At 37.8% G+C, this 14545-nt stretch carries 12 protein-coding genes; 4 read left to right on the top strand and 8 right to left on the bottom strand.

Annotation, left to right across the window (positions count from 1 at the left end; genetic code table 11):
* Positions 1-318: 318 nt before the first annotated feature.
* The gene (locus PSE60_RS06850) at positions 319-795 is read right to left on the bottom strand and encodes a GNAT family N-acetyltransferase (protein ID WP_222959679.1); all 477 of its coding nucleotides are present in this window, start codon (positions 793-795) and stop codon (positions 319-321) included.
* Between the two features lie 418 nt (positions 796-1213).
* On the opposite strand from PSE60_RS06850, the gene PSE60_RS06855 reads away from it, so the two are divergent.
* Positions 1214-2959: an ABC-F family ATP-binding cassette domain-containing protein gene (locus tag PSE60_RS06855; RefSeq protein WP_272664939.1), complete on the top strand. Its 1746-nt coding sequence runs from the start codon at positions 1214-1216 to the stop codon at positions 2957-2959.
* Between the two features lie 226 nt (positions 2960-3185).
* Here PSE60_RS06855 and PSE60_RS06860 read toward each other — a convergent pair whose 3' ends face one another.
* The 5 genes from PSE60_RS06860 to PSE60_RS06880 form a co-directional block, all read right to left on the bottom strand.
* On the bottom strand, positions 3186-3389 hold the full coding sequence (locus tag PSE60_RS06860; protein WP_272664940.1) for a DEAD/DEAH box helicase: 204 nt from the start codon (positions 3387-3389) through the stop codon (positions 3186-3188).
* Complete coding sequence (locus PSE60_RS06865; RefSeq protein ID WP_272664941.1) at positions 3382-3933, bottom strand: PadR family transcriptional regulator; 552 nt, start codon at positions 3931-3933, stop codon at positions 3382-3384. The genes PSE60_RS06860 and PSE60_RS06865 overlap by 8 nt, the downstream gene beginning before the upstream one ends.
* 271 nt (positions 3934-4204) lie before the next feature.
* Positions 4205-5413 carry a tyrosine transporter TyrP gene (gene tyrP / locus PSE60_RS06870; protein ID WP_272664942.1) on the bottom strand — a complete coding sequence of 403 codons (1209 nt, stop codon included), beginning with the start codon at positions 5411-5413 and terminating at the stop codon, positions 4205-4207.
* 20 nt (positions 5414-5433) lie between these two features.
* Positions 5434-7374, bottom strand: coding sequence for a pyridoxal phosphate-dependent decarboxylase family protein (locus PSE60_RS06875; RefSeq protein WP_272664997.1), 1941 nt, complete (start codon positions 7372-7374; stop codon positions 5434-5436).
* A gap of 404 nt (positions 7375-7778) precedes the next feature.
* Entirely contained in the window at positions 7779-8789 is a 1011-nt protein-coding gene (locus tag PSE60_RS06880) for an NAD(P)H-quinone oxidoreductase (RefSeq protein WP_272664943.1), read from the bottom strand.
* A 364-nt stretch (positions 8790-9153) separates the two neighbouring features.
* On the opposite strand from PSE60_RS06880, the gene PSE60_RS06885 reads away from it, so the two are divergent.
* Both PSE60_RS06885 and uspE read left to right on the top strand, forming a co-directional pair.
* On the top strand, positions 9154-9909 hold the full coding sequence (locus PSE60_RS06885; protein WP_004254821.1) for an FNR family transcription factor: 756 nt from the start codon (positions 9154-9156) through the stop codon (positions 9907-9909).
* Between the two features lie 125 nt (positions 9910-10034).
* Entirely contained in the window at positions 10035-10982 is a 948-nt protein-coding gene (uspE, locus tag PSE60_RS06890) for a universal stress protein UspE (RefSeq protein ID WP_210838495.1), read from the top strand.
* A 45-nt stretch (positions 10983-11027) separates the two neighbouring features.
* Here uspE and PSE60_RS06895 read toward each other — a convergent pair whose 3' ends face one another.
* Positions 11028-11660 carry a TetR/AcrR family transcriptional regulator gene (locus PSE60_RS06895; protein ID WP_272664944.1) on the bottom strand — a complete coding sequence of 211 codons (633 nt, stop codon included), beginning with the start codon at positions 11658-11660 and terminating at the stop codon, positions 11028-11030.
* A gap of 169 nt (positions 11661-11829) precedes the next feature.
* Between PSE60_RS06895 and PSE60_RS06900 the strand changes: the two genes are divergently transcribed.
* Positions 11830-13026: an MFS transporter gene (locus PSE60_RS06900; protein WP_210838499.1), complete on the top strand. Its 1197-nt coding sequence runs from the start codon at positions 11830-11832 to the stop codon at positions 13024-13026.
* A 127-nt stretch (positions 13027-13153) separates the two neighbouring features.
* Here the strand turns inward: PSE60_RS06900 and pntB are convergent, their stop codons facing one another.
* Positions 13154-14542 carry a Re/Si-specific NAD(P)(+) transhydrogenase subunit beta gene (gene pntB / locus PSE60_RS06905; RefSeq protein WP_272664998.1) on the bottom strand — a complete coding sequence of 463 codons (1389 nt, stop codon included), beginning with the start codon at positions 14540-14542 and terminating at the stop codon, positions 13154-13156.
* Positions 14543-14545: the final 3 nt, after the last annotated feature.

Below are 14545 nucleotides of genomic sequence, written 5' to 3' on the forward strand. Positions count from 1 at the left end.
TAACCTGGTAAATATTAATAAAACGAGATAACTGTCCTATATGCTAAATAAATACAACTAAGACAAAAGTAATAATTTTTTATTTTTTAACTATGTTAGTACGTGTAAACACAGTTATTAAATTAGCTATCTATCTAATTTAATAACATTTTATCAGCATTTAAGTTAAGTGAAGTTGCCTTGTGTCACAAAAAGGTAGAATAGACAGATAAAAACAATAATAAGGCATTAATTGTATACATTTAATTCAATATATAAAAAATAAAGCCAGTCAATTAGTTTACTGGCTTTATTAATAGCATTTGATTTGAATAAATATTAGCAAGCAAATTCAGCTATCGTTTTCTCGTCCATTCGGTAACGAACCCACTCATCCTGTGGTTGCGCACCTATGCTTTTATAGAAATCAATTGCTGGCTGATTCCAATCAAGAACGCTCCATTCCAAACGCTGGCATTTTCGATCCACAGCCAATTTTGCAATATGTTTCAATAGTTTTTTCCCAGCTCCTGCTCCCCTAAAATCAGGAGATACATATAAATCCTCTAAATAGATGCCGCTATTACCTAGCCATGTTGAATAACTTGTAAAGAACACGGCATACCCTGCTGGTTGCCCATCCACATAACAAATCAATGCTTCAGTGCTTGAATTTTCATCGAATAAGGAATTTTCGATATCAGCAACTGTTGCTTTCACTTCATGACGTGCTTTTTCGTAATCCGCAAGTTCAATGATCATATCTAATATCAATGCGGCATCTTGGCGGGTTGCTGACTTTATTTCTACGTTCATTTGGGACTCTCTTATCTTTTGAATCCTAATTTTAAACGCTACTAACGAAGAACCCAATTCACAGCAGTATTATTCATTTCTTCGTGCATGATATAAGTATCATTTATATCTGTGGATATGCTTAATTTAACAATAATAATCAAACAACGCATTTCTGGACATTGTTTGCCAAAGACTATGTTTGCTATGATTATCTCATGGATTAACTTAACAAATATTAAGGAGGCTAATCTATGCTGTTGTGTGATCTTATTGAATACTCACACTTCTTTGGTAATCGCCAGAGCTCAGGCTTTCACAGTTTTATACTGCGATAACCCTGCCTGAGCGAAGCCACTAAAGAAAATCTTCCCTCAGCTTACTGGGTTGTCGTGACGACTATACCCTGGCATTTTTATGCCTAAAATTTGAGTAAGCTATGAGCACTTTATTAACTGTAAAATCACTAAATTACGATACTTCAACCTCGACTTTATTGAATGACATCTCTTTTACCGTTCAACAAGGCGACCGTATTGGTTTAATTGGCCATAACGGAAGCGGGAAAAGTACATTATTGAAGCTAATAACCCAGCAGTTGTTCCCTAATAATGGCAGTATTACTTATGCGAATCACTGCGTTACTGCTTATATTGAACAACATTTACCCGATAATATTGCTTCCTTGACACTGCTTGATGCACTAGTTCAAAAATTACCTGAACAAGACAAAGTCACTGAACGCTGGCGGGCTGAAGTTTTATTATCAGAATTAGGTTTTACACCTGAACAGTGGGAACAAAAAGCTAATGCCATCAGTGGAGGGCAACATACTCGTTTGCTTCTAGGTCGTGCTTTAATTGAGCAACCCGATTTACTACTACTTGATGAACCGAGTAATCATTTAGATTTACCCACACTTATTTGGTTAGGTAATTTCTTACAGTCATGGAAAGGCAGTTTCGTACTCGTGTCTCATGACCAGTCATTATTAGATAAGGTGAGTAACTGCACTTGGATTTTACGAGATAAATCACTGCATTTTTATCGGTTACCTTGCAGTGCAGCACGGCAAGCATTGAGTGAAAAAGACATCACTGATGCACGTCGTAATCAAGCCGAGCAAAAAGAAATTGACCGTATTGCATCAAGTGCCAAGCGCTTAGCTATCTGGGGACATGTGTATGACAACGAAGCCTTATCACGCAAAGCCAAGCAGATGGAAAAACATATTGACCGGCTTAAAGATGCCCAAACTGAGTTAACTGAAGGCTATCAATGGAAGCTTGCTTTAAATGGCAAAGCGATTCCTGCAGATAGAGTTTTGGAGTTGGAAAATACCGTTGTTTCAACACCGAATGGAAATCAGTTGTTTAAAACGGCATTTTATCAAGTGAAAAGTGGTGACCGTATCGCCATCATGGGCGCTAATGGCTGTGGTAAATCGACACTATTACGTCTACTTTGGCAATGTTATCAACAAGATTTACGCTATAGCTCGCAATTGAAGTTTCACCCAGCAATCAGTGCTGGTTATTATGACCAACAATTAGAGCAGCTAAATGATAATGATAGCCTACTAGAGGCACTACGTCATTTTGCACCTTTAACCGATGAACAAAGAAAAATGGCCTTGATTGGCGCTGGTTTTGCTTATTCACGCCATCAACAGAAAGTAGCAACACTGAGTGGTGGAGAACGCGCTAGGTTATTGTTTATTGGTTTAAGTTTAGCTCAGTACGAATTGATTTTATTGGACGAACCTACCAATCACCTTGATCTAGAAGGCAAGGAAGCGCTTTGTGAGCAAATTAGCTTATTTTCTGGAGCATTATTGGTTGTAAGCCATGATAAATGGCTCATTGAAAATAGCTGCCAACGCTTCTGGTTTATCGATGATAATCGGCTAGAGGAATACCTTAATATTGATGATATTTATCATAAAATCGAGCAGCAATCCCAGTCATTATTAACGACTACACTTGGGAGAGATGTCTCTGTTAAATCGGCGATTAAAATTTCTTGTGAGGAAACTGCTCATGAAGATGAGCTACTAGAAACATTGCTGATATTAGAGCAAAAGTTACTTGCGGATCAAAAACGCAAACTAAGCCACCAAAAACCACAGTTACAACAACAGTGGATAAATGAAATAGCCCAAATACACGCTAAATTGGGCTTATAACCGATACCCCCTGATGACGCTAAGTGATCAGGGGGCCTTCTTAATAAGTCATATACTGATATAGGATGATAGTTACAGTTTACAAAATAATTATATGTACCCTAAAATTTACGTTATTGACGAAATAATAGAAAGTTGAGTGCTGTTATTCATCAATAATAAAAATAATTGCATTTATTCTTTATGCCTTTCGTATGAATAAAGATTTTGTAAACTATCCAAATTATTATTTTATTTTTTGTTTTTTAGCTCGCTTAAAATATGACGTTGGAACATTGGGGCAGACAACCTCTTTAAACTTAACATCTTTATTCGTCTTCACAGGCGGTTCATTTTCAGAAGTATCCGGGGCGTTGCTCTGTAGTATCTTGCTTGTCTCTTTCATATATAAATGCTCTTTTGCTTGTATAATATCATTCGTTTTAGCCATTTGATTTTCCTTCTGCCACTAACACCGCATTGACTTGCTCAATTCGTTCCACTGCGCGGTTAATGATCTCAACGACTTTTGTTGTCTCTTCTTTTGTCAACTGTTGTATCACGATTTGGTGTCTCAACAATGACTTAAATTTATCTACAGCACATTCAATTTCATTCGCAAATTGATTACCTGCTTTTAATTCCTGTGCATATTTTAATTTTAGTTGAACTTCTGCCAATATTTCAGCTTTGAGTAATAAAAAACAGCGGCCTTCTGGAGTAATCACATAACACTTGCGCCCTTTTCCATTATCTTTACCCGCTGAAATAAACCCTAACTCTTCTAATAACGTTAGAGTCGGATAAATTACACCCGGACTTGGACAATAAAAACCTGCCGTTTCTTCTGCAATTTTTTTTATTAACTCATAACCATAATTAATTCCCCCTGTCAGTAAATGTAGGATATAAATCCTTAACTGTTTAGGGTTAAACATACGACTGACACTTTTACCGTTACACAAACACGGGTCTAGTTGTTGTTCACTGGCCATTAAAATTCTCAGGGTTATTCATTCTAAAACCGATATATCTAATATAATAGTTACTTTTACAGAAAATGCCAGCTTTAGATATATCTGTTTTTGTGCATAATGTGCTAATGATAATCATTCTTATATGGATTATACCGACTAAATGTCGATACAACAGTAAAAAATGTGCGGTAAATTGTCTAACAGAGTAAATTGTGCAGTAAATTTGAGAAAAGCTTTTAGGAAAGGAACAAGCCAGCCATCAAGAGACAGCTGGCAAGTATACTATTTATTAACCAATATTAGGTAATATGTTGAAAACAATCCCTAACTGAACACCAATGACTATAATGCCACAAATAAATACCAATGATAGACCTAATCCACCGCCCAATACTTGATATTTCTGTGGGTTCAATGCCCTTGATTTAAATGCCATTGCACTAGGTAGTAATAAAGCTAGTATTGAAAGTGCAATTGCGGCATACCCTAACGCCATCACAAACCCTTTAGGATAAAATAAAGCAAAAACTAACGGTGGTCCAAAGGTCAATAAGCCTGTTTGTAGACGCCCTGAAGCATTATCTTGACGTTTAAATAAGTCTGCTAAAAAGTCAAATAACCCTAAAGCAACCCCAAGGAAAGATGTCGCTAGAGCCAAACTCATGAACATTTGTGCAATTAACTCTGTTTTTCCTGATTGAGCCACATCCTTAATTGCATCTAATAGTCCATTAAGCCCTGCGTTTTCAGCCAAAATACCAACGAACGTGGTTGTACCAATACTCCCTAAGGTTGCGATTTGCCATAAAATATAAGCAATCAATGGGATAGCACTTCCGATGATAAAAATAACCCGCAGTTTTTTGACATCCCCTCCCATGTATTTAACGATACTTGGGACGCTACCATGAAAACCAAATGAGGTAAAAAATACCGGTATCGCAGATAAAATGAGAACTTTTTCAGTTGGTGCAGCCAATAAATTTTGTTGCTCAACATGCGGTATCATTAATGCCAATATAATGACTAGAAAAACAATTTTTGCTGCAAATAAAATACGGTTGATAAAATCTACGGATGAAGTCCCGAAACATACAACTCCACCACCAATAACGGTAAATACAACAATTCCCATCCAATCAGCCATTTCAATGGCAAAACTAGTTTTTAAATTCGAAGTAATGATTTCCCCTGCACCACTGACATAAGCGGCTGTCAGTGCATACATAAGGAACATCATGCTGAAACCCGTAATAAATTTGCCACTAGACCCTAAATACCGCTGCGCAACACTACCAATCCCCGTTTCGTGGGACTCATGTTGATAAACCTCGACCAAGAGCAATGCTGTGTAACACATCAATGCCCATAACACTAATAACATAGCCAAGCTAACTAAAAAACCATTACCAGCAGCAGCGATAGGCATAGCTAACATACCAGCGCCAATCGTAGTACCTGCAACAATAAATACACTACCAAGTGTGCGATTTTTCATATTGAGATCCTAGCAATCAATTAAATATTAATTTTATAATTGGAATGATTTGACTTATTTTCTTCATTAATGAGTTGTTGCAGTTTATCTTCAAAGATATTTTTTAACTCCGCCCAATAGGTTTCAAAATGTGCCCTATCACGCAAGCAATGCGTCATAATCGCCGCCCGCAGCACATAAATTGACCGTACTTTATGCCATTCATTATCAGAGAATTGTGCGTCTCGACATAAACTCAATGGATTATCACCATATTCGTCATAAGTTAGCGAAGTTGATGAAGTGAGAAAATCATTAGAATAACTCCGACCTGCAGCATAAGAGCATAATTCATATAACCGCTTATTTAGCTGATTTTGCTTTTCTAAAGAGGTGTTTCCGATTTCACGGAACATAAAGTTAATCATGTGAAAATCAGGCGTAGGCATCGCTATAATTGAAAATTGACGCTCATCAATAATGAAAGGCTCACATTGATTAATTTTGTCAATCATCCAATTGGCCGTGATGACCCCTGCGGCAATCACTTTTCCATACCCTAAAACATTTAATGGGACTAAGCGATGTGCAGCCCATACCGCTGCGGCGGTTGCGCCTGCTTTTGACCCTTCCATAATGGAAGAACCAAGTAATACATTCTGCGTTTTCTCTGCTTTACGCTGTTTTTCTTGCACTTCTTCAAATACATAAGCGGCATGGTAAGAAACCAAATCTACAATCCGCTTATCTTTCATACAGATTGCCCCCGCCGCATACGGAATAAACCCCACTTTATGAGGGTCAACAGTAATAGAATCCGCTTGGCTTAATGCTTTAAAACTTTCATACACATCACGCTTTGGCCACACCATATTTTCAGGAAAAATGCCTTCACTATGATAACGTTGGATTAAATTCTCATACTCCATAAATTGATTTTCTTCATCGCGAAACATCGCACAAGCGTATCCCGCATAAGCAGCGTCAATATGTACATAAAAAGAAACACCAAAACGTTGCTCACATTCACGTCGTAGCTCAATGACTTCTTTGACATTGTCTATTGCGCCAGTTTCTGTGGTTCCCATAACGGCAACGACCGCTAAAATGGGTTCCCCTTGCTCAATCAATGCAAATACGGTTTCACGCATTTTACGCACATCCGTTCGATAACTTGCATCAACGGGTAGTTGCACAATATTCTGTTGGCCTAAACCAAGAATATCCATCGCTTTCATCCATGAATAGTGCTTAGACTGGGGAACCAGTAACTTACCCAGTTTTCCTTGCTCTATTCCAACTCCACGACAGGTTAGACCACGAACTTCCTCAAAAATTTGCTGTTTCTTTAATTCGTCAATTAAATCTAGAACTGTAGGCACTGAAAGATTGAGCAACTCTTTTTCGGTTTTCCCCTTTAGTAGGTATTGGGATTTTGGATGCTGCATAATCGCCAACGGTAGTGTTTTAATATTTCTAGCTACCCATAATCCTTCATAGTTAGCAACCGTTCCGCCAGATGTAATATGCCCCCAAGCATGTTGTACGTCATAACCAAACATGGCACATAAATCTAACCCGGCTTCTATTTCTAAAACTGTTGTCGTTGGTGAGGATTCTTGTGCACAATTATTGGGGTTGTACATCATCGCCATAACATAAGCTAAATTAGAAATCATCAGCGTATCTGCATTCATATGGCCCATATAACGTGGAGAGAACCATGGAACTGATGTTGTTTTTAATTTTGAAGAGAGTTGATTGAGAATACCTTCTGTACGATATAGCGTATCTCGGTATTCTGGGGCATAGCGGTCAACGGTAGAGATAAGATCAGGGTCTTCTGGATGGTAACTAGAGCGCCAATGCATATGTTCACTCACTGAATATTCCATCATTTCTTTGAAAAAGACAGCATTTTCAGATTTAGGGCCTAAAAACAATGCATCTACATTCATCTTTGCATTTTTAAAATTATTCATCATTACTACACCTTCAAACTGCAATTAGCCGCCGCTAGTTGCATTTAAGTCACTTAACTTAATATCATTGGAAAGTGCATAACGGACTGTGTTTATATAAAAGATATCAATATATTAATGATATACATTTAAAAATATCATTTAAGAATTAATTATTGATAAACAAACCGTTAATGGCCAACTTGTTTATAGATATAATCTATTTTTATTAAATTATTAACAAACCAACTGGAATTTCATTCTAATTTGTGGGCAAGCACAAAAAATCAAAATTTAGTTAACTGTAAAGAGATATTTACGCTAAAAAGACTTGATTATGTAAATTATTTGTTATAAACAAACTGGCTTTTACTATTGTGAAAATATTGTAATACAACAATAAAAACCAGATTAAAAACTTATAATTAGTTGTTTTTTAGAATGATTTTACCAACAAGGTCACCTGACTCCATATATTCATGCGCTTCTTTTACTTGGGATAAAGGATAGATTTTGTTAACAACAGGTTTTATTTCACCTTTTTGCAACATTCCCCAAACTTGTTCTTTGAGCTCTTGTGCGATCAAAATTTTTTCTTCAATCGTTCGAGAACGCATTGTTGATCCTGTATGAGTTAATCTTTTTACCATTAAAGGCATCATATTTAACTCTTTAGGGTTACCTTTCATCATCCCAATCTGGATAATACGCGCAAATTTAGCAGCAACTTGATAATTTTTTGCAACATAATCACCACCGATAATATCTACGACCATATCTACACCTCGAGAAGAGGTATAATTGAGTGTAGCTTCAACAAAATCATCTTTTCTATAGTTAACAGCACAATCCGCACCTAGCGATTTTGCAACTTCAACTTTATCTTCAGAGCCGACAGTAGTAATCACTATTGCACCAAACGCTTTCGCTAACATAATCGCCACACTACCAATACCCGATGTTCCTCCGTGAATAAGTACTGTTTCATCTTTCTTTAACTTACCTATTTGAAAAACATTAGCCCAAACAGTAAAAAAGTTTTCAGGTATTGCCGCCCCCTCGATAAAAGATAAATTCCCTAACGGTAAGGCTATGTTTTTATGCACTAGACAATATTCCGCATAACCGCCCCCGGCAACCAGCCCACAAACTTTATCACCTAACTGCCATTCCTCTGCATCATCCGCCTTACCAACAATAGTTCCTGCAATTTCAAGCCCCATAATTGGTGAAGCATCTGCAGGTGGAGGATACGACCCCTTACGCTGAAAAATATCAGGACGATTAACGCCCGCAGCTTCCACCTTAACAAGTAAATACCCAGCAGAAATTATAGGTAACGGTTTATCAATTAATCGCAGCTTTTCTGGCCCACCAGGTTCTATAATGTCAACAACTGTCATCGAAGTGGGTAAAGACTGTTGAGTAAGTGTCATTATAATCTCCTTATTGAGGTTAATTTGAAAAATTGATATTCATAAATTTATTTTCGTGTTAAATTAATGCTAATTAGTTTATTATTTCGTGCCCAAGCACCATAATTTTAAGTATTAATTACAATGGTGATATCTGTCATCTTTTTATCGTTTAGAGGATAAAATTTAATCTATATCAAATTTTATATTTAGTAATCTTCTTTAATTTAGCATTAATATCTAAATTCACTAATTTCTTGCATGTTCTCTGATTGGCTTTTTTGTTTATTAAGTCGATTCTGTCATACATTACTACTTACCAGTTGCATTATCTTATGTTAAAATTGACTCATATCAATAATTTTAACTTGATTGAGCCTTAAATATGATCCCAGAAAAAAGAGTTGTTCGTCGCATCCAGTCTGGTGGTTGTGCTATTCATTGCCAGGACTGCAGTATTAGCCAACTTTGCATTCCTTTTACGCTGAATGAACATGAACTGGATCAACTTGATAATATCATCGAACGCAAGAAACCAATTCAAAAAGGCCAAGCTTTGTTTAAAGCAGGCGATGAGTTGCGTTCATTATATGCCATCCGCTCAGGTACAATAAAAAGCTATACAATAACCGAAGAAGGCGATGAGCAAATTACTGGTTTTCATTTAGCTGGAGACCTTGTTGGTTTTGATGCCATCATTCATACACAGCACCCAAGTTTTGCACAAGCACTTGAAACATCAATGGTTTGTGAAATACCTTTTGAAACCTTAGATGATTTATCAGGCAAAATGCCTAATTTACGTCAGCAAATTATGCGTTTAATGAGCGGTGAAATTAAAGGTGATCAAGAAATGATCCTTTTATTATCTAAGAAAAATGCGGAAGAACGTTTAGCTGCATTTATTCTTAACCTCTCACACCGCTTTGCGGAACGTGGTTTTTCACCAAGAGAATTTAGATTGACCATGACTCGTGGAGATATTGGTAACTATCTTGGATTAACCGTTGAAACCATCAGCCGCTTATTAGGCCGCTTTCAAAAAAGTGGCATGTTGAGTGTTAAAGGCAAGTATATCACTATCGAAGATATGGCTAAACTGACTGATATTGCTGGTAAAGTTTCAGCAATTACATGCTAATATCCCTAAACGGATCACGTTATCAGTGATCCGTTTTTATTTTTTTCCCCAGATTTCTTGCCTATTTAATCTCAATATCATAGTTTATCTATATGGAAATATCCGTGTATCGAGAGGATTTCAATATGGCAAACTATAAAAACTTGCTAGTTGCAATTGACCCAAATCAGGATGATCAGCCTGCATTAAGACGTGCTGTCTACATCGTGCAGCGTAATGGTGGACGGATAAAAGCGTTTTTGCCTATCTACGACCTTTCCTATGACATGACAACATTACTGTCTCCTGAAGAGCGTAATGCCATGCGTAAAGGTGTAATAAGCCAAAAAGCAGCGTGGATCAAACAACAAGCTCATTTTTATCTTGAAGCGGGCATTGATATTGAAATTAAAGTTATTTGGCACAACAAGCCATATGAGGCCATTATTCAGGAAGTTATCAGTGGTGAACATGACTTATTACTGAAAATGGCACACCAAACCGATAATTTCGAGTCAATTATTTTTACCCCGTTAGACTGGCACTTACTCCGAAAATGCCCTGCTCCCGTCTGGATGGTGAAAGATAAAGTCTGGCCAGACCATGGTTCCGTGGTTGTTGCCGTTAATTTATCAAATGAGGAATCTTATCACGATGACCTCAATATCAAATTGGTCGAAAAAACAAAAGACTTAGCAACACGCATTATTAAAGAACAGGAAATTCATTTAGTAAGCGCATATCCTGTTGCGCCAATGAATATTGCCATAGAGTTGCCCGATTTCGACCCGAGCTTATATAACAACGCACTACGTGGCCAGCATTTAATTGCGATGAAAGAGCTACGGCAAAAATTTGGGATTGATGAAAGGTACACCCATGTCCGTGAAGGCCTACCTGAAAAAATTATTCCTGACATGTGTGAAGAATTACATGCAGGGGTTGTGGTACTGGGTATTTTAGGCCGTACAGGGATTTCAGCTGCCTTTTTGGGAAATACCGCAGAGCATGTCATCGATAAGCTAAAATGTGATTTATTAGCGATTAAACCTGACGGTTTTGTCTGCCCTATCACCCCTGCTGATGAAGATTAATTAATCATTTAAAAATTGCTCCCTCTAATTCACTAGGGGAGCAATTCAATCCTGATTCTGTTTATGTTGGTTGGAATTAAGTACTGGCCAAACCTGCATAGCATTAAAAATAACTTGATTTAGCCTTTCAAGTTCAACTCCATCACATGCTTGTATGGTAAAGCCATCGATCACTGTGATATAAAAATCAACGATAGCTTCAATTTGTGCATCTGGAGCAACATCGCCATCAGCAATGCCTTTACGCATACGCTCCAGTAGAATCTCTTGATAACTCTTCCGTTTTTCTTGGACGTTTAATTGTACATCTTCGATTTGCTTCGCCCCATTCATTGCTGCAGTAATCAACATACAACCTGCAGGCTTGTTTGGCTGAATTAGCCTTTTGGCACTTTCATACATCAGTAATTCAATCGCAATTTTCGCCGTTTTAGCTTGCTTTACGATAGACAAAATAGGGCAAGCTTCATTCATCAAATAATAATCAATACATTGATTAAACAACGATGCTTTATCACCAAAAGCACAATAAAGACTAGGTGCAGTGATACCTAGCTCTTGAGTTAAATCGCTAATTGAGGTTGCAACATAGCCATTTCGCCAAAAAAGTAACATGGCTTTAGCTAATGCATCTTGTTGGTCAAAGCCTTTAGGCCGCCCGCGTTTTATTTGATTCATCTTCTCACTTTACTCGCAGTCAACTCACGGTGCCACAACTATTTTGTAGTGATCACTATAAAAATAATTGACAGCACCTAAATTAGCATAAAGAATAGCACCATAATTTTATAGCGGTCACTATAAAATTATTCTTTTTGGTAAATAACTCAATTTTCATGGAAAGCAAATGACAACAACTCATTTTTCTTCGCACAATGGTAACTGGCTTTCACTATTATCTGCAACTTTTGCTTGCTTTATTATTGTTACTGGTGAATTTTTAGCGATAAGCGTCCTGAATAATATCGCTTATGATTTCCAAATATCAACAGGTACCGCAGGACTTACTGTGACAGTCACATCTATCGCAGGTATGGCATCCTCCCTATTTGTTCCCATTTATGCAAAAAATATCGATAGACGCCAAGTATTACTTTTCTTAGTTGCTCTCATGATTTTAGCCAATGCAATTACGGCTTTCGCTTCTAGTTTTAGTTTAGTTTTATTAGGCCGTTTCGCATTAGGAATTGCATTGGGGGGTTTTTGGGGGGTTGCTGCTGGCTTAGTCGTACGCTTAGCACCTAAAAACATGTCAATCACCACATCCGTAACAATATTTTTTTCGGCGGTCACATTAGTCACCGTACTCGGCGTACCTTTAGGTGCTTGGCTATCTGATAACTATGGTTGGAGAACCCCTTATATTGCATTAGTTATTGCAGGCGCCATCGCATTTTTTATGCAGTATTTTTCTTTACCATCATTAAAACCGTCCTCATCTATGCAATGGAAAGAGTTATTATTGATGCCCTCGCACCCTATTGCACGTAAGGGGTTAGTTATATTCACATTGATTTTTTTAGCGCATTTCTCTGCCTATAATTATTTTACGGTGTTCTTTAAACACACCGCAGGTTTTATCGAGGGGCAAATTTCAGCATTATTACTCTTTTTTGGGGTGGCCAGCGTCGTTGGCAATATACTGGCGGGCTATGTCGGAAAACATAATGTTCGTTATAATTTTGCAATTAGTGCGCTTTTATTAGCCTTAGCTTTTCTCGCATTATCCGTTTTAGATTTTAATTGGGCGACCAGTATCATATTTGTTTTTTCATGGGGAATTGCTGCAGGTATGGTTCCTGCAACAATCAACATGTGGATGCACGTTCATGTTCCAGAATTAACCGAAAAAGGTTCAGCCTTAATTACCTTTATGTTTTTAATTTTAATTACTATTGGTAGCTTAGTGGGAGGATATGTCATGGATAATTTCAATGGCGGAGTTCTCATGATGAGCATGCTCACAATATCAACACTCGCGTTTTTATTAGTGTTTACCTTTGCTCGCGGGCTAACCAATTGCGCTAGATTTTGCATCAAATGATACGTTTATAAAATTACATCACATAAATTGATTTAGCTCTTAAATGTCAAGAAGGGGTGACTGGTATTAGCCAATCACCCCTTCTTACTTTATTGCTAATTTTGAAGTAAATTAACGATTCATTAAATTACAATGCACGTAAGATTGCATCAACGCTATCTTTCGCATCACCAAACAACATTTGTGTATTCTCTTTGAAGAATAACGGGTTTTGTACCCCAGCGTAGCCTGTATTCATTGAACGTTTAAATACAATGACATTGCTTGCTTTCCAAACTTCAAGAACAGGCATCCCCGCAATTGGGCTGTTTGGATCTTCTTGAGCCGCTGGGTTAACCGTATCATTAGCACCAATAACCAGAACGGTATCAGTATCAGAGAAATCATCATTAATTTCATCCATTTCCAATACGACATCGTAAGGTACTTTGGCCTCTGCTAATAATACGTTCATGTGTCCAGGTAAGCGCCCTGCTACAGGGTGAATACCAAACCGCACCTTGATACCACGTTCACGTAGTTTAGTGGTGATATCTGCAACAGGGTATTGTGCTTGTGCAACCGCCATACCATAGCCTGGAGTGATAATCACCGATGTTGAATTTTTCAACATTTCAGCGACTTCTTCTGCAGTACTTTCACGGTACTCACCCATTTCTTCTTCAGTACCCGTTGAAGAGCCATCTGTACCGAAGCCTCCCGCAATGACACTAATGAATGAACGGTTCATCGCCTTACACATAATATAAGACAGAATCGCACCTGAAGAACCGACCAACGCCCCTGTGACGATCAACAAGTCATTGCTTAACATGAAACCTGCCGCTGCAGCAGCCCAACCTGAATAAGAATTCAGCATTGAAACAACCACAGGCATATCCGCCCCACCAATTGATGCCACTAAATGCCAGCCAAAAGCTAAAGCAATCGCAGTCATGATTAGCATCAAGAAGACTTGTAAGCCCACACTTTCTGTTTTAACGAAAATCACTAACAAAATAAATGAAACAACTAACGCTGCTAAATTCAGTTTATGGCGATTAGGTAACATCATCGGTTTTGATGACATTTTTCCTGATAATTTACCATAAGCGACCACTGAACCGGTGAAGGTAACCGCACCAATGAAGATCCCTAAGAAAACTTCAGTTAAATGAATGTGTTCCATCACAACATCAGCGTGTCCTTCACTTGCGATAAAACTGTTGAAACCAACCAGCACTGCTGCTAAACCGACAAAACTATGTAAAATAGCCACCAGCTCAGGCATTTCTGTCATTTCAACTTTTTTCGCTAAGCGAATACCAATCACAGCACCAATAACCATCGCAACGATCATCCAGCCCACATTAGCACTGTGAGGACCTAAAATGGTGGCAATCAATGCAATAGCCATCCCGATGATGCCGTAAGTGTTCCCTCGTTGGGAACTTTCATGGCGGGATAACCCCGCAAGGCTGAAAATAAATAGGATAGCAGCAACTATGTAAGCTGCTGTCACAATTCCACTCGACAACAT

Origin of the sequence: Providencia sp. PROV174, from assembly GCF_028480685.1 — a bacterium.
Classification (GTDB): Bacteria; Pseudomonadota; Gammaproteobacteria; order Enterobacterales; family Enterobacteriaceae; genus Providencia; species Providencia rettgeri.